Raw genomic sequence first — 21,526 nt, 5'->3', positions numbered from 1 at the left:
CCCAGGGTTCAGCAGGATTTGACGAATGGCCCGGGCTTGCAGGTGTGCATGAGTTGAACTTTGCCGCGTCGGACGATTCCACCAAAGGTGGGCCATGAGTTTCATCGCTCGCCTGACATTGGAGGACACGCCGATGAAGTTCGATCGCTTCGCCCAATGGCTGGCCAACTGCACGGGACGCCCGGTTACGTTCGCCATCGCCATGTTGATGATCTTGATCTGGGGGATCAGCGGCCCACTGTTCGACTTCAACGACACCTGGCAGCTGGTGATCAACACCTCCACCACCATCATCACCTTCTTGATGGTGTTTCTGATCCAGAACACCCAGAACCGCGACAGCGACGAGCTGCACGTGAAAATCGACGAACTGCTGCGCACCACGCGCAAGGCGCACAAGGCCCTGCTGGATCTGGAAGACATGGATCCCGCCCAGCTGCATGCCTTACGCAAGCAGTACCAGCGCATGGGCGAGCAGGGCGATCAAGCATCCGCCAAGGACACATCCGATTGAGCGTTCGCCCATCCGGGCAAGACCCGCCGACTCTGGAGGCACGCATGGCCAGGCATATCGTTCACTTCACCGGCCCGATCAACTCAAGCACCTGCGGCAACCTGATCAATACCTGCTCGCGCATTCTCCAGCAGAGCCCTGAGGTACTGCAGCTCAACATCGCCACCATGGGCGGGGAGTGCAGCTACGGCTTTACCTTGTACAACTTCCTGCGCTCGCTGCCGGTGCCGGTGCACACCCATAACCTGGGCACAGTGGAGTCGATGGGCAACATAATCTTTCTCGCTGGCGCCCATCGCACGGCCTGTGCACTGAGCAAATTCTTGTTCCACCCGTTTCATTGGACCTTGCATGGCTCGGTCGACCACGCGCGCATGGCCGAATACGCCATGAGCCTGGACTACGACCTGCGCCTGTACGCCGAGATCGTCGCCGAACGTACCCAAGGCGCCACCGAAGCGCTCGATGTACAACGCTACCTGATGGCTTATCCGCGCATTCTTGGGCCGAGCGAGGCATTGGCCAGCGGCATGATCCACGCCATCGATGAGCGGCCCATCGAGGAGCACGACAGCCAATGGAGCGTGCATGCATGAGCCGCTCGTCAGTTAGAACCGACCGCGATTGAGCGCCAGGGCAGTCAAGACGCTCGGAGTTAATGACAAGAGCAATTCGTGCCAAGGAGACCTGATCATGCGCGCATTGACCTACCACGGTGCTGGCGACGTACGGGTCGATACTGTGCCTGATCCAGTGATTCAGGCAAATGACGATATCGTGCTGCGGGTGACCGCCACGGCCATCTGTGGCTCGGACTTGCATCTGTACCGCGGCAAGATTCCAGCGGTTGAGTCTGGCGACATCCTTGGCCATGAATTCATGGGTATTGTCGAAGAGGTGGGCAGCGAAGTGACCGCGGTCAGCCCGGGTGATCGGGTGGTGATCCCGTTCGTGATTGCCTGCGGTAGCTGTTTCTTCTGCCAGCACGATTTGTTTGCCGCATGCGAAACCACCAACACCGGTCGCGGCGCCATCCTCAACAAAAAGGCCATCCCACCGGGTGCGGCGCTGTTCGGTTACAGCCACCTGTACGGTGGTATCCCTGGCGGCCAAGCCGATTACGTGCGCGTGCCCAAGGCCAATGTCGGGCCGTTCAAAGTGCCGGGTCACCTGGCGGACGACAAGGTGCTGTTTCTCTCCGACATTCTGCCCACTGCCTGGCAGGCGGTGCTCAATGCCGAGGTCGGCCAAGGCGCGTCACTGGCGATCTTCGGCGCAGGCCCGGTTGGGCTGCTGTCGGCGGCTTGCGCGCGGATGCTGGGGGTTGAACAGATCTTCATGGTCGATGAGTGTGGTTATCGCCTCGACTACGCCCGTGACGCCTACGGCGTGATCCCTATCGATTTTTCCCACGATGATGATCCGGCCGACACCATCATCCGCCAAACTCGCGGCATGCGCGGTGTGGATGCGGTGATCGACGCCGTGGGTTTTGAAGCCAAAGGCAGTACCACCGAGTCGGTGCTCACCGCGCTCAAACTCGAAGGCAGCAGTGGCAAGGCGTTGCGCCAGAGCATGGCAGCCGTTCGTCGCGGCGGTGTGGTCAGCGTGCCAGGGGTCTACGCCGGTTTTATCCACGGTTTCTTGTTTGGCGACGCCTTCGACAAAGGCCTGACCTTCCGCATGGGACAGACCCATGTACAGCGCTACTTGCCGGAGCTGCTCGAACATATCGAAGCCGGCCGCCTGAACCCCGAAGCCATCGTCACCCACCGCATCGCCCTGGAAGACGCGATCCGCGGCTATGAGATGTTCGATGAACAACAAGAACGCTGCCGCAAGGTGATCATGGTGCCCGGTGAGGCAGCAGACGCCGTGCTCAGCGTTCACCCTTGAGAGGATTGCATGTCACGACGCATCATCACTTCGGTCAACAGCGAGGATCTGCACCCGCCAGAACAAGGCCTGCTGTTCGAAAGCCCGCGCGAACGGCTGGAGTTCTATCGACGCGAGATCCAGTACGAGACCACGATCCTGGCCAACCGCACCGACGCCTTTCTGGCGGCGCAATCGTTCCTGGTGATTGCCTTCATCTCGTGCATGGCCAATCTCAACCAGAAATGGGGCGGGCAATTCACCTTGATCGTGCCACCGTTTCTTGCACTGTTGGGCGCGCTCAGTTCGCTCAACGCCTGGCCAGGTATTCGCGCCGCCTACGGCATCATCGATCACTGGCACTTCAAGCAGAGCCAGCTTTTACGCAGTGAGCCCAGCGTCGGTATGGCCTATGACGACTGGCCGCTGTTCTGCGAGACCGAATCGAGCCACCGCGGCTATCGCAAGTCGCTGATGTTCTCGATTCGCGCGCCGTGGTTGTTTCTGGTGTTTTGGGTGCTATTGGGAGGCTATTGCCTTTTTTTGCAGCTTGATCCGGCCGGCAGTTAAGGGGCGGCTTTTTGCCACCTGACCGCTCATTCACATTGTTCGACAATGTTTTGAATTTTCACGTAAATCGCTGATCCATTGGCTTGTCATCCATGGAGAAGAGGAGGGCCCCACAGATGCCAAACCCACAGCTTTACATCATCGACTACCGGCTGCATGGCGAGCCGCGTAGCTTCATTATTCGCCTGGAACGGATGGACAATGCCGAGGCTTGGCATTGGGCCAGTTGCGATGCCGGTATTGGCATCATTCCCAAGTTTGGCCGGGAGAAGATTCGCAAGGTCAGCCGGCCCATGGCTGAACGCTATGGAATCAGTGAGGTGAACTGGCGCCTGTCGGGCAGTAGGCCGACCCCGGTCGAGGCCTCCAGCGGCGACGATGCCCAGGCCACTTCGCCTATTGCTTGACCCTGGGGCCGCTGATTGCGGCCCCAGTCATTTTCAGCTCATGCACCGGACTCAGGATCACTGGCCGGCACGCCGGGGCGATTTTCTTCCTCATCGGTGAGGTTTGGATCGGCATCGGGATCATCGGCGCGGTCGTTGCGCCGATCAGGTTGCAGTTCTGGCCAGTCGTCCTCGACATTGCCGCCGCCCATGTTCAGAGTCTTGTTCATAACACCTCCTTTGGGTCCGCTTTGCTGCCCGACAAGCCCGCTGCCACAGGTACAGCGCTTACCCAGAAAACAGCGCGGTACCTGTGGCAGCGGGCTCGCCCGCGAAGGGCCGCAAAACGGACCTAAATCTGAAAGCCCCTCAACAATTGAGAACCGCTCAGCACCCTCAATGCTCCATGGCCAGCCACACCAGCCCGACCAGCGGCATCAGGTGCCGGTGTACTTGACTGCAGCAGCGGTACGTGAGGAGACATTCAGCGTACGCAACAGCGAGGACACATGAATGCGCACGGTGAACGGCGAGATATCCAGTTCGCGGGCGATTTCCTTGTTGGTCTTGCCTTGGGCGATCAGGCGCAGCACGTCTTGCTGGCGCTGGGTGAGCTGTTCGACTTCGCTTTCTGCGCCCAGCGCGGGCAGCAGGCCAGAAGGCTGGTACTTGACCACGACTTCACCTTCACGGATGGCCAGGATCGCCGCGCCGAGCTCCTCGGGGGTGATGCTCTTGCCGATGAAGCCGTCGGCGCCGGCGGCCATCACCTGGCTGATCAGCTCCGGTTCATCGACCATCGAGACAATGATCAGCGAGGTGCGGCGCAACTGCTTGCGCAGCGCAGCCAACCGCTCAAGGCAGGTCAGGCCGGGGAAACGCAGGTCGAGAATCAGCGTATCCGGCGTATCGCCGTGATCAATCAGCTCCAGCACTTGGCCGAGGTTGCCCGCTTCCTCCAGGCAAGCCTGCGGTAATATCCGTTGCACGGTACGGACCATGGCTTCCCTGAATAGCGGATGGTCGTCCGCGACGATGATGCGGCAGCTCACGTCTTGTCGCTCCTTAAAACGCCCGTTGTCCGGGTCATGCTAATTTAGCACCTGCCTGCGCAGCCTTCCTGGCGCGCATGGCGCGGATGTCGACTGGCGCACAAGGATGCTTGCAATGGACTTTGACAAGAATAACGAACTGGACCAGGCCAACCTGCGCATCATCGTCGCGACCTGCGCACTGGTCTACATGGGGGTGCTCGGTTTTCTGCCGGGGCGCACCTACCAGACCTACCTGCCAGTGGTGTACTACATCGCAGCGTTCCTGCTGGTGTCGATCGGCTTGCGCCAGGCCATCGCCCATTGGCCTGGGCATTACCCGTGGCGGCGCGTGCTGGGCATGGTGCATGACTATACCGGCACCTGCTTTGGCCTGGTGGTCGGCGGCGAGGCGGCCTTGCCGCTGTATGCGGTGATGGTCTGGGTGAACCTGGGCAACGGCATGCGCTTCGGCTCGCGCTACCTGGCCATCGCCACGGTGCTGGCGCTGGCGGCGTTGCTGGTGGTGTACCAGATCACGCCGTATTGGCAGCAGCAGCCGTTCATGGTGTTGATGCTGTTGACCACCAGCACACTGATCCCGATTTATGCCCACCTGCTGCTGGAGCGCACGCGCAAGGCCTCGGAACTGGCCATGCTTGCCACCCGCGAGAAATCGCGGTTCCTTGCCCAGGCCAGCCACGACCTGCGCCAGCCAATCCACTCCATCGGCTTGTTCACCGCCTGCCTGCGCGAAGGGCAGTTGGGTGAGCAAGAACGGCGCCTGGTGGACAATATCGATCGCTCCTTGCTCAACGTCTCCCAGCTGTTTCGCTCGATTCTCGACCTGTACACCCTCGACAACGGCCGGGTGCAACCCAAGTACGAAACCTTCGCTGTGCAGCCGTTCTTGCGCGAGTTGCTGCGCCAGAACGCCGAAGCTGCGCGCTGGGCGGGGGTGGAGATGCGCTTGCGCGCCGGTCGGCACTGGACGTTGGCTGACCCAGGCATGCTCGCCACCATGGTGCAGAACGTGCTGTCCAACAGTTTCAAGTACGCCGCGCAGCGGCCGCTGCTGATTGGCGTACGCCGGCGCGGCGATCACTTGCAGATCGAGATTCATGACCAAGGCCGCGGCATTGCCGCCGAGCATCAAGACAAGGTGTTCGAGGAGTTCTACCGGATTCGCGAAATGCGCGACAAGGATGTCGAAGGCGTCGGCCTGGGCCTGGCCATCGTCAAGCGCTTGGCCCAGTTGATGGATCTGCGCGTGAGCCTGCGTTCGCGTCCGGGCCATGGCACCAGCGTCACCCTGCAGGGGCTGGCGCGGGTAGCGCCGCGAGCCGTGCACAGCGGCGTCGACCCAGCCTTGCAGGCGGGCCTGCTGACCGGGCTGCGGGTGTGCCTGGTGGAAGATGACCACAACGTATTGCAGGCCACCTCGGCATTGCTCGGGCGCTGGGGTTGCCAGGTGCAGGCAGAAAGCTCGGCCAAGGGCCTGAGCAGTGACTGTGATGTGATCGTCGCCGATTACGACCTGGGGCCGGAGGCCACTGGGCTGGATTGCATCGACAGCCTGCGCGCGCAACGCGGCAGGCAAGTGCCGGCCTTGATCATGACCGGGCACGACATTGAACGGATTCAGGCGGCAGTACATGACCGGAATATCGCCATTTTGTCCAAGCCGGTACGTCCGGCCGAACTGCGTGCAGCCCTACGGGCCTTGCGGGAGGAGCCAGCAACGCCGGTGGGTTAGACCGGCGTTGGGGCTGAAGGGGAAACGCGGACAGTGTCGCTCAGCGCAGAATCAGCGGCTGGCCTTCCTTGAGGCACGACGGCGTCGGGTCGTACAGGCCCATGCCAGCGACGGCAACGATAGCGCCGCTCGGCATCTGGCAGTCGTACTCGCCTTTGGCGGTGGTGGCGGTGAAGTAGGTCAGGGTGCTGTCGTTGCGCACGTTGGAGACCTTGGTCACCGGCACGCCGAGGGCGATTTCGGAACGCTGCTTGAGGGTGTCTTCGGTGGGTTTGACGGTCTGGCAGCCAGCCAGGGTGGCCAATGCTGCGAGGGTCAGGATTGGCTTGAGCAGGGGATGACGGGGCTTCATGGGGTGCTTCCTTGGCGTTGTTCTGATTGTTCGGCCACACGCCGGCCTGGCGCCGCGGGGACGGCGCGTGGAAAGCGGGTGAGTGGCCGGACTATAACGCCGAGGATGGGGCGCTGGGATTAGGGCAGATGTACGAGGTGGCGTAGTGCCGCTACTGATGGGGTGTCAGTTATGGCCTCTTCGCGGGCAAGCCCGCCCCCACAGGTGTTGCGCTGATCGTGTAGGCGCGGCCTTGCCCGCGCAGAGGCCGGGACACTCACGCGAGACTGACCCGCATCAGCCCGCCCGCTTGAGCACCAGGGTCAAAATGTCATAGCTGGCCACCAACTCACCCAGCTGGTTGGTCACCTCGACATCCCACGCCACCACACCTTGCGGCTGCCCCAGCGGGCTGCTCTTGCCCTGGTCGATCTTGCGCTTGCAGGTCAGCCGCGCCTGGATGGTGTCGCCGATCCCGACCGGGTTGATGAAGCGCAAGGTATCCAACCCATAGTTGGCCAACACTGGCCCCTCGCCAGGCGAGACGAACAAGCCGGCGGCAGCCGACAGTACGAAGTAGCCGTGGGCGATCCGTTTGCCGAATTGCGACTGCTTGGCGGCAATCTCGTCAAAGTGCATGTAGAAGTGATCGCCCGACAGGCAACCGAAGTTGACCAGGTCGGCCTCGGTCACCGTGCGTCGATGGGTCAGCAGCGATTCGCCGATTTGCAGCTCGTCGAAATAGCGGCGGAACGGATGCACTTGGGTCTCGATCACCTCGGCGCCGCGCACATACTCGCCCGTCACCGCACTGAGCATGCTCGGCGAGCCCTGCACGGCCGCGCGTTGCAGGTAATGCTTGACCGCTCGCAAACCGCCCAGCTCCTCACCACCCCCGGCCCGCCCTGGGCCGCCGTGCTTGAGCTGCGGCAGGGGCGATCCATGCCCGGTCGATTCCTTGGCCGCTTCCCGGTCCAGCACCAGCAACCGGCCATGCCAGGCCGCCGCCAGCGGAATCGCCTTGGCGGCGACCGCGCGCTCGCCAGTGATCAGGCTCGCGACCAGGCTGCCTTTACCCCGTACGGCCAGTGCCAGGGCTTCGTCCAGATCGTGGTAGGTCATCAGCGTGCTGACCGGGCCAAACGCCTCGATATCGTGCGCGCCGCCTTCGGCATGCGGGTCGCGCGCGTGCAGCAGGGTTGGCGCAAAGAAGGCCCCTTCAGCCACACCGTCACCCACTGGCGCAAAGCCATCGCTGGCGCCGAACAGCTGGTCGCAGCTGGCGAGCAGGCTGCGCACCCGCTCGCCGACATCGCGCTGTTGATCATGCGAGGCCAGCGCGCCCATGCGCACGCCTTCCACCGAGGGATCGCCGACCACCACCTTGGCCAGGCGCTCGCGCAGGCGAGTGGCGACCGCATCGAGGTGCTTGGCCGGGACGATGGCGCGGCGGATGGCGGTGCATTTCTGCCCAGCCTTGGTGGTCATCTCGCGCACCACCTCCTTGATGTACAGTTCGAACTCTTCGTCGTCCGGCGTCACGTCCGGGCCGAGAATGGCACAGTTGAGCGAGTCGGCCTCGGCGGTGAACGGTACCGAATGGCGGATCAGGTTGGGGTTTACCCGCAGCTTGGCCGCGGTGTCGGCAGACCCGGTGAAGGTCACTACATCCTGGCCTTGCAGGCGGTCGAGCAGGTCACCGGTACTGCCGATCACCAGTTGCAGGCTGCCAGTGGGCAGCAGGCCGGACTCGTTCATCAGGCGCACCACTGCCTCGGTCAGGTAGCTGGTCGAAGTGGCCGGTTTGACGATGCACGGCATGCCCGCGAGGAAGGTCGGGGCGAACTTTTCCAGCATGCCCCAGATGGGGAAGTTGAAGGCGTTGATGTGCACCACCACGCCGGCACGCGGCACCAGGATATGGCTGCCGGCAAAGTGCCCTTGCTTGCCCAGTGCGATGGCCGGGCCTTCGTGCAGCAGATTGCCCGAAGGCAACTCGCGGCTGCCGATGCCGGCATAGGAAAACAGCGTGGCGTTGCCGCCTTCGATGTCGATCCAGCTGTCGGCGCGGGTCGCGCCGCTGTGATGGGACAGGGCGTAGAGCTGTTCCTTGCGTTCGGCCAGGTACAGGGCCAGCGCCTTGAGGCGCGCAGCGCGCTGCTGGAAATCCATGGCCAGCAACTGGGCCAGGCCCTGGCTGCGAGCAAATGCCACAGCCTCGGCGAAATCAGGACGCTCTTCATGGCTGTAGGCCAGGATGTGGCCGTCCAGGGCGCTACGCAGGGCCTGGGCGCCGTGCTGGCCAATCCAGCGGCCAGCGATGAAGCTCTGCAGGGTAGGGGCGTCAGACATACTGTTCTCCAAGCGGTTGTGATGGACAGGGGCGCGGTTACCACAGCGCCAGGGTGTAGCCGATGATCAGGCGGTTCTCGTCCAGCTTGCTGGTCAGGCCGTTGCCAGAGCGGAAGGTGACGTTGCGCCAACGCAGGCTGACGTCCTTGAATGGGCCGCTCTGGATGACGTAGGTAAGGTCGGTGTCGCGTTCGCGCTCGCGGCCATTGCTGAGGGTTGCGGTTTCGGCGTGGCGGCCGTCGGTGTAACGGGTCATGAAGCTCAGGCCGGGGATGCCCAAGGCGACAAAGTCGTAGTCGTAGCGCAACTGCCAGGAGTCGAGCCCGGCGCGGGTGAAGGTGTTGTAGGTGACCAGGTTGACGGTGTAGGGGTCGCCGCCATTGAGGAACGGGAAGGCGCTGTCGCCGGACATCTGCTGCCAGGTCGCGGTGAACTTATGCGCGCGCACCCCAAGGGTGAACATGGCGTTGAAGTTGCGGTTGTCGATGCGCCCGGCGCGCTCGGCGCCGTCACCACGGCTATCGAAGTAGCGCAGGTCGCTGCGCAGGCTCAGGCCTTCGCCCAGCGGTTGGGTATGCAGCAGGCCGACATACTGCTGACGGTAGATCTCGTCGAGCTTGGCGTAGTAGTAGCTCAGGCTGGTCTGTGGGGTGAGTGCGTAGCTGCCACCGGCAAAGTCGAAATGATCGCTCTGCGCTGCGCCATAGCCGATATCGTCACGCCCGGACGAGTCACGCAGGTTGGCCTCGGTCAGACGCCCGGCATTGACCGTCAGCCCGTCGATTTCCTGGCTGGTCAGCAAGCCACCTTGGAAGGTCGATGACAGCAAGCGGGTGTCGTTGTACACCACCACCGGCAGGATCGGCTGCAGGGTGCCCAGGCGCAGGGTGCTCTTGGACAGCCGTAGCTTGCCGGTCAGGCCCAGCTCACTGTAGTTGTCGACCGGCTCGTGGCTGTTCGGCCCATACGGCAGCAGGCCGGTATTGCGCCGATCACGGCTGGAGTCGAGCTTGATCCCCAGCTGTCCCATGGCGTCGAGGCCAACCCCCAGCGGGCCTTCGCTGAAGCCCGACTCGAAGCGCGCGGTGAAGCCTTGGCCCCATTCCTCGGCCTTGGACTGCGGGGCATTGGCCTGGCGAAAATCGCGGTTGATGTAGTGGTTGCGCAGCTCGATACGCGCGTGGCTGTCTGCGATCAAATCCGCCATGGCGGGCGAGGGCAGGGCCAGGCTGGCCAGCCAGGCCAGCGACTTGAAGCGAGTGTGGTTCATTATTGTTGTACCCGACATTCGAAGTTCAAGGGTTAGTGTTTGCTGGCGCCAACCGCGCCAATACCGGTCATGGAGCGGATGAACTGGCCCAGGTAGCGCCCACGCTCCTGCGCGGCGCGTTCAGAGCCGTCGGTGACCGAGAACGCCCAGGCGCTGAAGAACGCCAGGCTCATGGAGAACAACGCCGGGTTGCTGTAGGGGAACAGCGCTTGCTGGTTGTGCAGGACGTTGACCCACACCGCCGGGCCGAGCACCACCAGCACGATCGCCGAAATCAGCCCGGCCATGCTGCCGCACACCGCCCCACGGGTGGTCAGGCCCTTCCAGAACATCGAGAGCAGCAGCACCGGGAAGTTGACCGAGGCCGCTACCGCCAGCACCAGGCCGGAGAGGAAGGCAATGTTCTGCGACTCGAACATCAGGCCGAGAATGATCGCCAACACGCCGATAACCAACGTTGCCAGGCGCGACACGCGCATTTCATCCTGCTCGCTGGCCTGGCCTTTGCGCATTACGCAGGCGTACAGGTCGTGGGAGACTGCCGAGGCGCCAGACAACGCCAGACCTGCAACCACCGCCAGGATGGTGGCGAAGGCCACGGCCGAGATGAAGCCGAGGAACAAGTTGCCACCTACGGCCTGGGCCAGGTGCACGGCGATCATGTTGCCACCGCCGATGATTGCGCCGCTGGCATCGCGATAAGACGGCTCGGTGCCGACCATGACGATGGCGCCGAAGCCGATGACGATCAGCAGCAGGTAGAAGTAGCCGATGAAGCCGGTGGCGTAGAACACGCTCTTGCGTGCTTCCTTGGCATCGCTGACGGTAAAGAAGCGCATCAGGATATGCGGCAGGCCAGCGGTGCCGAACATCATCCCCAAGCCTAGGGAAATCGCATCGATCGGGTTGGACAGCAAGCCGCCCGGGGCCATGATCGCCTGGCCTTTGGCATGCACCGACACCGCGCTGGCAAACATCGCCTCGGTGCTGAAGCCAAAGTGCTTGAGCACCATGAACGCCATGAAGGTCGTGCCCGAAAGCAGCATCACCGCCTTGATGATCTGCACCCAGGTGGTTGCCAGCATGCCGCCAAAGGTCACGTAGAGCACCATCAGCACGCCGACCAGCACCACCGCATACAGGTAGCTGATGCCAAACAGCAGTTCGATCAGCTTGCCGGCGCCGACCATTTGCGCGACCAGGTACATCAAGGCCACGGCCAGGGTGCCGAATGCCGAGGTCAGGCGCACCGGGGTTTGCGCCAGGCGGTAGGAAACCACGTCGGCGAAGGTGTACTTGCCCAGGTTGCGCAGGCGTTCGGCGATCAGGAACAGGATGATCGGCCAGCCGGCCAGCACGCCCAGGGCATACAGCAGGCCGTCGTAGCCGTTCATGAACATCATCGCCGAGATGCCCAGGAAGGACGCGGCGCTGATCATGTCGCCGGCGATCGCCAAGCCGTTCTGCATGCCGGTCAGGCCACCGCCGGCGGTGTAGAAATCGCTGGCCGAGCGGGTGCGCAAGGCGGCCCAGCGGGTCACCAGCAAGGTGAAGCAGACGAACACCATGAACATCGAGATGGCTGTCCAGTTCATTGGGCGAACTCCTGCTTGACCTTGTCGTTGAGCGGGTCGATCACGCTGTTGGCGCGGTGCATGTAGATGCCGGTAAGGGCGAAGGACAACAGCACCATCAGCACCCCGACCAGCATGCCGACACTGGTCACGCCGCCGCTCAGTGACTGGCCGAGGAGGCCAGGGGCGAACGCCACCAGCAGGACGAAGCCGTAGTAGGCAGCCAGCATGATCAGGGTCAGCGAGCCGTTGAGGCGGCGTTTGCGCTGGATCAGTTGCTGGAAGTCGGGGTGATTGCTGATGCGCTCGATGTGCTCGGGGGTCATGGGAAGCGATCTCTTGGTGTTGTAATTGTTTTTACTGAGGTCACGCGGTTAGTGCGGTGTTGCTGAGGGCCTCATCGCAGGGCAAGCCCGCTCCCACGCAATGGATTCGATTGCGACGAGGTACGTGGGCGCGGGCTGGCCCCGCGATGAGGTCTACTGGATCTCACAGCTGGTCGAAATCGAGCACCACCTTGTCGCTGATCGGATAGGTCTGGCACGACAGCACATAGCCCGCCGCCACCTCGTAATCTTCCAGCGCATGGTTGCTGTCCATCTCCACCTCGCCCTCGATCACCCGGCACTTGCAGGTCGAGCAGACGCCGGCCTTGCACGAGTAGGGCAGCTCGGCGCCAATCGCGTTGCCGGCATCGAGGATGTTCTGGGTATTGCGCGGCAGGTCGAACGCCAGCGCGCGGCCATCGCTGATCACGGTGACCTGGCTGATCGCCGAATCGACCTGGCGCGCCGCCTCACGCGCTTCACGCCGCGCCTGGCTGCCGGCCGCGGCGAACAGCTCGAAATGGATACGCTCCTTGGCCATGCCATTGGCCTGCAAGCTGTCGCGCACGGTTTCGGTCATCGCTTGCGGACCGCAGATGAATGCCGCATCCAGGCTCGCCACATCCATCCAGCGGGAGAACAGCTGGCCGCACTTGTCGGCGTCGATACGGCCGTTGTACAGGTCAACGTCTTGCTGCTCGCGGCTGAACACGAAGATCAGGTTGAGGCGATCCAGGTATTGGTTTTTCAGGTCTTCAAGCGTGTTGCGAAACAACGCAGCGGAGCTTGAACGGTTGCCATACAGCAAGGTGAAGCGGCTGTGCGGCTCGCTGGCCAAGGTGCTGGCGATGATCGACAGGATTGGGGTAATGCCACTACCAGCGGCCACGCCCAGGTAATTACCCTGGCGGCTCGGCTCCAGGGGCACGAAGAAGCTGCCGGCGGGGGGCATCACCTCCAATTGTTGGCCCGGTTTGAGCGCTTCGTTGGCAAACGAGGAAAAGCGCCCACCGGGTACCCGCTTGACTGCCACGCGTAACTCGCCATCGTGCACCGCGCTGCAGATCGAATACGAACGGCGCACTTCTTCATCATCCAGCTGGGTGCGCATCACCAGGTACTGGCCCTGGGTGAAGCGAAATGCCGCCTGCAGGTGCGCAGGCACGTCGAAGGCGATCGAAACCGCGTCGCGGGTCTCGGTGCGCACGTCTTTGATGGTCAGGCTATGAAACTGGCTCATGGTGTTCTCCACGGCTCAAATGCATTTGAAATAGTCGAAGGGCTCCAGGCACTCGCGACAGCGGTACAGCGCCTTGCAGGCGGTGGAGCCAAATTGGCTGAGCAGCTCGGTATGGCTACTGCCACATTGCGGGCAGCACACCTGCGGCGCCTGGCCGAGCAGGCTGCGCTTGCTCTGGCTGCCCACGGGCGGGGCGATACCGTACTGCCGTAGCCGCTCGCGGCCCTGGTCGCTGATCCAGTCGCTGCTCCAGGCCGGGGTCAATCGCCGTTCCAGGTCCGGCTCGGCGAATCCGGCTTGCTCCAGCGCCTGGCGGATATCGCCCTCGATCACTTCGGTTGCCGGGCAGCCGGAGTACGTCGGGGTCACCACCAGGTGCAGGTGGCCGGCGCGCCAGTCGAGGTCACGCACGATGCCCAGATCGACCACGCTGACCACCGGCACTTCCGGGTCCATCACCTGTTCCAGCACCGCCCAGGCCCGCGCCAGGTCATCGCCGCGTGCCGCGCGGGCGCCACGGTCGCTGGCGATCAGCTCACCAGGTTGCATCGGGATAGGCCCGTGGCAAGAACTGCATCTCGGCCAGCAGCAGGCCCAGGTGCTCGCTGTGCAGGCCCGTGCGACCACTCAGATAAAAATGGTTGGCCGCTTTGGGCAGCGGCAGCTCGACCGAGGCGAAGATCGCGCTGACCTGCTTGAGCCAAGCCGCGCCGACCTGCGCAGGATCTGCGCCGATGCCCGCTTCGGCCAGGCGCAGCTCGGCATCGCTGCCGGCCGCCAGTTCCACGGTGAAGCGCCACAGCAGCGGGATCGCGGCGAGCATGCGCCGGCGGCTTTCTTCGGTGCCGCCGCCCAAGCGCTGCACCCACTCGCCAGAGCGGCGCAGGTGATAGGTGACTTCCTTCAGGGCCTTGGCAGCAATGCCGGCGATGCGCGGGTCTTGCGATTGGCTCAGCTCTTGGAGCACGGCGAAATGCCAGGCGTCATAGAAGAACTGCTTGAGCATGGTCACGGCGAAATCGCCATTGGGTTGTTCGACCAGCAACAGGTTGCGATAGGCCCGCTCATCGCGGCGAAACGCCAGGGCGTCGGCGTCGAGGCCGTCGTCGCTCAGTTCGGCGGCGTATTCCAGCCAGTTGCGTGCCTGGCCGACCAAATCGAGGCCGACGTTCATCAGGGCCAGCTCTTCTTCCAGAGCCGGCGCATGGCCGCACCACTGGCAAAGGCGCTGGCCCTGGATCAGGGCGCTGTCACCGAGCAGCAGCAGGTATTGGATGAGTGCTTGATTGTGCATGGCGGGCCTCACATGTGTCCGACTTCATCAGGCAGCTGGTAGAAGCTGGCATGGCGGTAGACCTTGTCGTCGGCAGGGGCGAACAGCGGGTCTTTGTCATCTGGCGAGGAGGCGGTGATCAGTGCCGAGGGCACGACCCACAGGCTCACCCCTTCGCTGCGGCGGGTGTACAGCTCACGGGCGTTCTCGATGGCCATGGCGGCGTCGGCGGCATGCACGCTGCCCACATGTTTATGGTTCAGGCCGTGCTTGCTGCGCACAAATACTTCGTAGAGGGTCCAGACAGACATGTTCGATCTCCGCATCAATCGCCGCTTCAGGCGGCGTTCTTGTTCTGTTGCTTGCGTGCGTAGGCCACGGCGGCCTCGCGTACCCAGGCGCCGTCTTCGATGGCCTGGCGGCGGGTGGCGACGCGCTCCTGGTTGCAGGGGCCGTTGCCTTTGATCACTTCGTAGAATTCATCCCACTGGATCTCGCCGAAGTCGTAGTGGCCGCGCGCCTCGTTCCACTTGAGGTCTGGGTCGGGCGCGGTGCAGCCAAGCAGTTCGAGTTGGGGGATGGTCTGGTCGATGAAACGCTGGCGCAGCTCGTCGTTGGTCTGGCGCTTGATCTTCCAGGCCATTGATTGGGCGCTGTTGGGCGAGTGCTCGTCGCTGGGGCCGAACATCATCAGCGCCGGCCACCAGAGGCGGTTGATCGCATCCTGGACCATGTCTTTTTGCGCCTGGGTGCCGTGGCGCATCATGGTCAGCAGCAACTCGTAGCCCTGGCGCTGGTGGAAGCTTTCTTCCTTGCAGATGCGGATCATCGCCCGCGAGTAGGGGCCATAGGAGGTGCGCTGCAGCACCACCTGGTTGACGATCGCCGCGCCATCGACCAGCCAGCCGACCGCGCCCATGTCGGCCCAGCTCAAGGTCGGGTAGTTGAAGATGCTCGAATACTTGGCCTTGCCGCTGTGCAGCTTGGCGATTTCTTCGTCGCGGTCGGCGCCGAGGGTTTCCATGGCGCTGTACAGGTACAGGCCGTGGCCGGCTTCGTCCTGGATCTTGGCCATCAGTTGCAGCTTGCGCTTGAGGCTGGGGGCACGGGTGACCCAGTTGCCTTCAGGCAGCATGCCGACGATTTCCGAATGGGCGTGTTGCGAGATCTGCCGGATCAAGGTCTGGCGGTAGGCGTCGGGCATCCAGTTCTTGGCTTCGATCTTGATCTCGGCGTCGATTTTTTCCTGGAAGGCACGCTCCTCGGGGGACATCTCCTCGAGCGACTTGATGTGCTTTACACCGGTTTCCACTAGCTGTGCGTACATGTTCTGACTCCTGCCTCAGGGCTGGGTGGGGCATGAGTCATTTATAAGCGATACAAAACACAACATCAAACATATTTTGATGTATCGAATACTAATTGTGTATCGCTTTGAAATACTGGGGCCGCTTTGCGCCCCTTCGCGGGCAAGCCCGCTCCCACAGGGATAGCGCCGCTTTCGCGGTCGGCGCCGTACCTGTGGGAGCGGGCTTGCCCGCGAAGGGGCGCAAAGCGGCCCCAAAATCTTAAGTGAACAGCATGACGGCCATTGGCCGGGGCTGGGGGACTAGCGAAGACTCAGCTAGCCAGGCGTTTATCGTAAACGTGGCAAGCCTTACCTTCCGAACGCTTCAAGGTGCCGCAAGGCTTGAGCAATACCTGGGTGCTGATGCCAATGTAAGTCTTGATCTGCCGGCCCAATTCGCCAACCACCTGCTGGCGCTGCGCCTCATCCAGCGCCTGGCATTCGCCGCGCAACTCGACATGCACCTCAACGCTGTCGAGATTGCCATTGCGATACAGGTGAATCTCATAAAGCTCAGAAAGCTGTTTTATTTTCAGCACCTGCTCTTCAATCTGCGTGGGGAACACGTTAACCCCCCGAATGATCAGCATGTCGTCACTGCGCCCGGTGATCTTGCCAATCCGCCGCATCGGCCGCGCCGTGCCGGGCAGCAGGCGGGTGAGGTCGCGGGTGCGGTAGCGGATCATCGGCAGCGCCTCCTTGCTCAGCGAGGTGAACACCAACTCACCCAACTGACCATCGGGCAGCACTTGACCGGTTATCGGGTCAATGATTTCGGGGTAGAAGTGGTCCTCCCAGATGGTCGGGCCATCCTTGGTTTCGATGCACTCCATGGCAACCCCTGGGCCCATGATTTCCGACAGGCCATAGATATCCAGGGCATTGATCCCCAGGCGCTGCTCGATGGAGCGACGCAGTTCGTCGGTCCAAGGCTCGGCACCGAAGATCCCCAGGCGCAGCTTGAGCTGATGCGGGTCGATGCCCTGGCGCTCGATCTCGTCAGCCAGGTTGAGCATGTAGGAGGGTGTGACCATGATGATGTCAGGCTGAAAATCGCGGATCAGCTGCACTTGTTTTTCAGTCTGGCCACCGGACATGGGGATGACCGTGCAGCCCAGGCGCTCGGCGCCGTAGTGCGCGCCCAGGCCGCCGGTGAACAGCCCATAGCCGTAGGAGACATGCACCTTGTCGCCCTTGCGCCCACCTGCGGCGCGGATCGAACGGGCGACGACATTGGCCCAGGTGTCGATATCGGCCTGGGTATAGCCGACCACCGTCGGCTTGCCGGTAGTGCCGCTGGAGGCGTGCAGGCGCACCACTTCCTGCTGGGGCACGGCGAACATGCCGTACGGGTAGTTGTCGCGCAGGTCGTTCTTGCCGGTGAAGGGGAACTTGGCCAGGTCTTCCAGTGATTTCAGGTCATCAGGGTGCGCGCCAGACTCAGCAAAACGCTGACGGTACAGCGGCACATTGGCGTAGGCGTGGTTCAGGCTCCAGCGCAGGCGCTCCAGCTGATGCTGGCGCAGTTGATCGACACTGGCGGTTTCCATCGGGTCCAGCAAGGCGCGTTCGGCATCGTGGTACATGTTCATGGCTTCACTCGAATTGTTCTTGTACGTAGGCGCAGAGGCCTTGAGTGTCATGCGGGCAGCATACTGCCCGTAGCAGGTTCAGTCTCAGTCCGTTGGTCTGAGGCGCTCGATGATCAGGGCAATGCCCTGGCCGACGCCGATGCACATGGTGCACAGGGCGTAGCGCCCGTCGGTTTCTTCCAGCTCGTGCAGCGCCGTGGTGACCAGCCGCGCCCCGCTCATGCCCAGCGGGTGGCCGAGGGCAATGGCACCGCCATTGCGGTTGACCCGCGGGTCGTCGTCCGCCAGGCCCAGCTCACGCAGCACTGCCAGGCCTTGGGCGGCGAAGGCTTCGTTGAGCTCGATGACATCCATGTCGGCCAGGGCCAGGCCGGTCAGTTCCAGCACCTTGTGGGTCGCCGGCACCGGGCCAATGCCCATGATTCGCGGCTCGACCCCCGCCGCCGCCATGCCGACGATCCGGCCGCGCGCTTGCAAACCATGGCGGCGGGCGGCTGCGCTGCTGGCCAGCAACAGCGCACAGGCACCGTCGTTGACGCCCGACGCATTGCCAGCGGTAACGCTGCCACCCTCGCGGAACGGCGTGCCGAGCTTGGCCAGTTGCTCCAGGGTGGTGTCGGCACGCGGATGCTCGTCGTGCTCGACCAGCTTCGCCGGGCCTTTGCGCTGGGCAATTTCGACCGGCACGATCTCCTGCGCCAAACGGCCGCGGGCCTGGGCAGCAGCGGCTTTGTGCTGGCTGCGCAAGGCAAATGCATCTTGATCGGCGCGGGAAATAGCGAACTGGGCGGCAACGTTCTCGGCGGTCTCAGGCATCGAGTCGATGCCGTATTGGGCCTGCAACAGCTTATTGACGAAACGCCAGCCGATGGTGGTATCGAACAGCTCGGCGCCACGGCCGAACGCCTGCTCGGATTTGCCCATGACAAACGGCGCGCGCGACATCGATTCGACCCCGCCTGCCAGCATCAGCCCAGCCTCGCCACAGCGCAGGGCGCGGGCTGCGCTGCCGATGGCGTCCAGCCCTGAGCCACACAGGCGATTGAGGGTGGTGCCCGGTACCGCCTGCGGCAACCCGGCGAGCAGGGTGGCCATGCGGGCCACGTTGCGGTTGTCTTCCCCGGCCTGGTTGGCGCAGCCAAGGATCACGTCATCGATAGCGCTCCAGTCCAACTGCGGGTGACGCGCCATCAGCGCCTTGATCGGTACAGCTGCAAGATCATCGGCGCGTACCGTGCTGAGGGCACCGCCATAGCGGCCGATGGGCGTACGCACGGCGTCGATGATCAGCGCATCGTTGCGGGTCTGGTCAGTCATCTTTGCTCTCCTGCGCCAGCACCGTGCCGCGCACTTTGTAGGATTTACCGCGGAACAGGGCAATCAGCTCACCCCGCTGATTTTCCAGCCTGACGTCATACAGGCCGGTGCGGCCTTTGCGGCTGAGTTCGCTGGCAGTGGCAGTGAGTACATCGTGCACAACCGCCGGGGCCAGGTAATCGATGCTGCAGCCCTGGGCCACCGTGGCTTCGTCGTAACTGTTGCAGGCGAAGGCGAACGCCGAGTCGGCCAGGGCAAACAGGTAACCGCCATGGCAGGTGCCGTGCCCTTGGATCATGTCTGCCCGGACCTGCATGCTCAGGCGCGCACGGCCTGGGCCGCTGTCGAGCAGGCGAGCGCCCATGGCCTGGGTTGCTCGGTCGCGGGAGAACATCGCATCGCTACAGGCGCGGGCCAGTTCATCGGGGGTGCGTTGGCTTTCAGTCATGCAGATGGCCTCCTTGGGCATGCACGCGACGCAGCAGCAGGGAAGGGCGATAGCGGGTTTCGCCATAGCTGCTTTGCAGGTTCTGCAGCACGCGCAGGGTGTAGCCCAGGCCAATGTGCTCAGCCCAGGCCAGCGGGCCGCAGGGGTAGTTGACGCCAGCGCGCATGGCCAGATCGATATCAGCGGCTGATCCGACGCCTTGCAGCACGGCGTCCGCCGCCTCGTTGGCAAGGGTTGCCACGGTTCGCAGCACCACCAGGCCTGGTAGGTCGGCCACCTCGCTCACGCTGAAACCTGCTTGGCGCAGCAGGGCAATCGCCTGGTCCTGCGCTTGGGCGGTGGTGTCCGCCGCCTTGCTGATGGCGATGCGCGCTGCGCTGGTGTAGTCCAGAGCAAGATCGACCAGCAGCAGGTTGCTCAGGCCATCTTCGCGTGCGCGCTGGCTGGCCAGGCGACCGTCGGATAGCGCCAAGGTCGCATCGCCCACGCGCAGCAGGCCATTGCCTGGACGTTCAGTGACACTGATGCCACTGGCTTTGAGCCGCTGCAGCAATGGCTGCATCACCCCCAGGCAACCTTCCACTACACAACGATCGACGCGCGCCGTGCTCTGAAGCTCAGCTGCCGGCGGGCGCTCGGCGCCTTCGCGGTAGTCGTAGAAACCCTGGCCGCTCTTGCGCCCCAAGCGGCCGGCATCGACCAGCTCTTTTTGCACCAGCGAAGGTTGGAAGCGGAAGTCGCCATAGAACGCATCGAACACCGAGCAGGTCACGGCATAGTTGACGTCGTGGCCGATCAAATCGGTCAGCTCGAATGGGCCCATGCGAAAACCGCCTGCATCGCGCAGCAGCGCATCGAGGGTGGCGCAGTCCGCCGCGCCTTCCTGGAGCAGACGCAGGCTTTCGGCGTAGAACGGCCGCGCGACCCGGTTGACGATAAAACCAGGGGTGGAACGGGTATGGACCGGCTGCTTGCCCCAGGCCTTGGCCAGTTGATACAGCCGGGCAGCCAATTGCGGATCCGTGGCAAGGCCGCTGACGACCTCGACCAGCGCCATGACCGGCGCGGGGTTGAAGAAGTGCATGCCAATTACCCGCTGCGGCCGGCGCAGCCCCGCCGCAAGGCTGGTGATCGACAGCGATGAGGTGTTGCTGGCGAGGATGCAATCGTCGGCGCACAGTGCTTCGAGTTGGCGCAGCAAGTCCTGCTTGACCTGCAAGTTCTCGACGATGGCCTCGATCACCAGCTGTGCATCGGCCAATGCTTCTATCGATTCGACCGGCTGCAGGCGAGCGCTGATCGCCTCGCGCTCGGCGGCGTCGAGCTTGCCTTTGTCGACCAGCTGCCCGAGCTGCCGATCGATACCTTGCAGCGCCTGGGCCGCCGCGCCGGGGCGGTTGTCGTAGAGCTGCACCGGGTGACCGGCCTGGGCCGCCACCTGAGCGATGCCGGCGCCCATGGCACCGGCGCCGATCACTGCAACCCGGGTATTAGTGTTGAACACACTCATGTCAGCACCCCTTGAATGCTGGCTGGCGTTTGTCCATGAACGCAGCGACGCCTTCGCGGTAGTCCTCGCTGCGCCCGGCCAGGCGTTGCAGGTCCCGCTCCAGCTCCAACTGCTGGTCGAAGCGGTTGTCGAAGCTGGCATTCAGGGCGCGCTTGATCAGGGCCAGGCCGTAGGTCGGCTGGGTTGCCAGGTGGCGTGCCAAGCTCAGGGCCTCGTCGCGCAGCGCAGCATCATCGACCACCCGGTTGATCAGCCCCCAGTGTTCGGCTTGCTCCGCGCTTAATCGCTCACCGAGCAGGGCCAACGCCTTGGCCCGGGCCATGCCGATCAGCCGCGGCAATTGCCAGGTGCCCCCAGAATCGGGCACCAGGCCGATCTTGCAGAAGGCTTGGATGAAGCTTGCCGAGCGCGCTGCCAGGACCAGATCGCAGGCCAGCGGGATATTCGCCCCGGCCCCCGCCGCCACGCCGTTGACTGCGCAGATCACCGGCATCGGTAGCTCGCGCAGGGTGCGGATCATCGGGTTGTAGAACTGCTCGATCGACTCGCCCAGGTCGGGCATCTGCGCGCCTGGTGCGACATTGCGATCCGACAGATCTTGGCCGGCGCAGAAACCGCGGCCTTCACCCGTCAACAGCAGCACTCGCACTTGCGGGGCCTGGCGCACCTGTTTGAGGGCCTCGCGCACTTCCTTGTGCATCTGGGTATTGAAGCTGTTCAGCTGGTCGGGCCGATTCAGCGAGAGGAGGGCGACACCGTCCTCGATGGAAAACAGGATGTGCTCGAAAGTCATTGCAGACTCGCTCCGTCAGT

22 protein-coding genes and 1 pseudogene are annotated in these 21,526 nt (G+C 63.3%); 6 read left to right on the top strand and 17 right to left on the bottom strand.

Features of this window, described 5'->3' with window-relative positions; translation table 11 throughout:
• Positions 1-133: 133 nt before the first annotated feature.
• From AAZU54_RS09080 to AAZU54_RS09060, 5 genes are all read left to right on the top strand, one after another.
• Positions 134-514, top strand: a complete 381-nt coding sequence (locus AAZU54_RS09080; RefSeq protein WP_186554608.1) for a low affinity iron permease family protein — start codon at positions 134-136, stop codon at positions 512-514.
• Between the two features lie 44 nt (positions 515-558).
• Positions 559-1,110, top strand: coding sequence for an ATP-dependent Clp protease proteolytic subunit (locus tag AAZU54_RS09075; RefSeq protein WP_186554468.1), 552 nt, complete (start codon positions 559-561; stop codon positions 1,108-1,110).
• Between the two features lie 97 nt (positions 1,111-1,207).
• On the top strand, positions 1,208-2,410 hold the full coding sequence (locus AAZU54_RS09070; RefSeq protein WP_186554469.1) for a zinc-dependent alcohol dehydrogenase: 1,203 nt from the start codon (positions 1,208-1,210) through the stop codon (positions 2,408-2,410).
• Between the two features lie 9 nt (positions 2,411-2,419).
• Entirely contained in the window at positions 2,420-2,959 is a 540-nt protein-coding gene (locus AAZU54_RS09065; RefSeq protein ID WP_264232854.1) for a hypothetical protein, read from the top strand.
• Positions 2,960-3,075: 116 nt separating this feature from the next.
• A complete protein-coding gene (locus AAZU54_RS09060) occupies positions 3,076-3,366 on the top strand; it encodes a DUF6555 family protein (protein ID WP_186554470.1) in 291 nt (96 codons plus the stop codon).
• Positions 3,367-3,404: 38 nt separating this feature from the next.
• Here the strand turns inward: AAZU54_RS09060 and AAZU54_RS09055 are convergent, their stop codons facing one another.
• Positions 3,405-3,575 (bottom strand): hypothetical protein, encoded by a 171-nt coding sequence (locus AAZU54_RS09055; protein WP_404690479.1) that lies wholly within the window; start codon positions 3,573-3,575, stop codon positions 3,405-3,407.
• Between the two features lie 207 nt (positions 3,576-3,782).
• The gene (locus AAZU54_RS09050) at positions 3,783-4,397 is read right to left on the bottom strand and encodes a LuxR C-terminal-related transcriptional regulator (protein WP_186554471.1); all 615 of its coding nucleotides are present in this window, start codon (positions 4,395-4,397) and stop codon (positions 3,783-3,785) included.
• Between the two features lie 115 nt (positions 4,398-4,512).
• On the opposite strand from AAZU54_RS09050, the gene AAZU54_RS09045 reads away from it, so the two are divergent.
• Positions 4,513-6,132, top strand: a complete 1,620-nt coding sequence (locus tag AAZU54_RS09045; protein WP_405129164.1) for an ATP-binding response regulator — start codon at positions 4,513-4,515, stop codon at positions 6,130-6,132.
• Positions 6,133-6,172: 40 nt separating this feature from the next.
• On the opposite strand, the gene AAZU54_RS09040 is transcribed toward AAZU54_RS09045, so the two are convergent.
• The 15 genes and pseudogenes from AAZU54_RS09040 to paaG form a co-directional block, all read right to left on the bottom strand.
• Positions 6,173-6,484: a hypothetical protein gene (locus AAZU54_RS09040; protein WP_264232857.1), complete on the bottom strand. Its 312-nt coding sequence runs from the start codon at positions 6,482-6,484 to the stop codon at positions 6,173-6,175.
• A gap of 276 nt (positions 6,485-6,760) precedes the next feature.
• Positions 6,761-8,815 carry a phenylacetic acid degradation bifunctional protein PaaZ gene (paaZ, locus tag AAZU54_RS09035; protein WP_434727030.1) on the bottom strand — a complete coding sequence of 685 codons (2,055 nt, stop codon included), beginning with the start codon at positions 8,813-8,815 and terminating at the stop codon, positions 6,761-6,763.
• A gap of 37 nt (positions 8,816-8,852) precedes the next feature.
• The gene (locus AAZU54_RS09030) at positions 8,853-10,085 is read right to left on the bottom strand and encodes an OprD family porin (protein WP_186554475.1); all 1,233 of its coding nucleotides are present in this window, start codon (positions 10,083-10,085) and stop codon (positions 8,853-8,855) included.
• A gap of 32 nt (positions 10,086-10,117) precedes the next feature.
• Positions 10,118-11,686 (bottom strand): annotated as a pseudogene (locus tag AAZU54_RS09025) (cation acetate symporter); the annotation flags it as partial.
• Entirely contained in the window at positions 11,677-11,985 is a 309-nt protein-coding gene (locus AAZU54_RS09020; protein ID WP_186554477.1) for a DUF485 domain-containing protein, read from the bottom strand. The pseudogene AAZU54_RS09025 and the gene AAZU54_RS09020, both read right to left, overlap by 10 nt.
• Positions 11,986-12,148: 163 nt before the next feature.
• The gene (gene paaE / locus AAZU54_RS09015; RefSeq protein WP_186554478.1) at positions 12,149-13,225 is read right to left on the bottom strand and encodes a 1,2-phenylacetyl-CoA epoxidase subunit PaaE; all 1,077 of its coding nucleotides are present in this window, start codon (positions 13,223-13,225) and stop codon (positions 12,149-12,151) included.
• Between the two features lie 15 nt (positions 13,226-13,240).
• Positions 13,241-13,774 carry a 1,2-phenylacetyl-CoA epoxidase subunit PaaD gene (paaD, locus tag AAZU54_RS09010; RefSeq protein ID WP_434727029.1) on the bottom strand — a complete coding sequence of 178 codons (534 nt, stop codon included), beginning with the start codon at positions 13,772-13,774 and terminating at the stop codon, positions 13,241-13,243.
• Complete coding sequence (paaC, locus tag AAZU54_RS09005; protein WP_405129160.1) at positions 13,761-14,519, bottom strand: 1,2-phenylacetyl-CoA epoxidase subunit PaaC; 759 nt, start codon at positions 14,517-14,519, stop codon at positions 13,761-13,763. The genes paaD and paaC overlap by 14 nt, the downstream gene beginning before the upstream one ends.
• Positions 14,520-14,527: 8 nt before the next feature.
• The gene (paaB, locus tag AAZU54_RS09000; protein ID WP_186554481.1) at positions 14,528-14,809 is read right to left on the bottom strand and encodes a 1,2-phenylacetyl-CoA epoxidase subunit PaaB; all 282 of its coding nucleotides are present in this window, start codon (positions 14,807-14,809) and stop codon (positions 14,528-14,530) included.
• 26 nt (positions 14,810-14,835) lie between these two features.
• A complete protein-coding gene (paaA, locus tag AAZU54_RS08995; protein WP_186554482.1) occupies positions 14,836-15,825 on the bottom strand; it encodes a 1,2-phenylacetyl-CoA epoxidase subunit PaaA in 990 nt (329 codons plus the stop codon).
• Between the two features lie 293 nt (positions 15,826-16,118).
• The gene (gene paaK, locus AAZU54_RS08990; protein ID WP_405129158.1) at positions 16,119-17,438 is read right to left on the bottom strand and encodes a phenylacetate--CoA ligase PaaK; all 1,320 of its coding nucleotides are present in this window, start codon (positions 17,436-17,438) and stop codon (positions 16,119-16,121) included.
• Between the two features lie 84 nt (positions 17,439-17,522).
• Positions 17,523-18,755: a 3-oxoadipyl-CoA thiolase gene (gene pcaF, locus AAZU54_RS08985; RefSeq protein WP_434727028.1), complete on the bottom strand. Its 1,233-nt coding sequence runs from the start codon at positions 18,753-18,755 to the stop codon at positions 17,523-17,525.
• A complete protein-coding gene (paaI, locus tag AAZU54_RS08980) occupies positions 18,748-19,203 on the bottom strand; it encodes a hydroxyphenylacetyl-CoA thioesterase PaaI (RefSeq protein ID WP_434727027.1) in 456 nt (151 codons plus the stop codon). Before paaI ends, pcaF begins: the two co-directional genes overlap by 8 nt.
• Complete coding sequence (gene paaH / locus AAZU54_RS08975; protein WP_405129156.1) at positions 19,196-20,713, bottom strand: 3-hydroxyacyl-CoA dehydrogenase PaaH; 1,518 nt, start codon at positions 20,711-20,713, stop codon at positions 19,196-19,198. The genes paaI and paaH overlap by 8 nt, the downstream gene beginning before the upstream one ends.
• A gap of 1 nt (position 20,714) precedes the next feature.
• Complete coding sequence (paaG, locus tag AAZU54_RS08970) at positions 20,715-21,506, bottom strand: 2-(1,2-epoxy-1,2-dihydrophenyl)acetyl-CoA isomerase PaaG (RefSeq protein WP_405129155.1); 792 nt, start codon at positions 21,504-21,506, stop codon at positions 20,715-20,717.
• Between the last annotated feature and the right edge of the window lie 20 nt (positions 21,507-21,526).

Source organism: Pseudomonas sp. Je.1.5.c (assembly GCF_051129895.1).
GTDB lineage: Bacteria > Pseudomonadota > Gammaproteobacteria > Pseudomonadales > Pseudomonadaceae > Aquipseudomonas > Aquipseudomonas urmiensis.
This window is presented reverse-complemented; position numbering and strand designations above follow the sequence as displayed.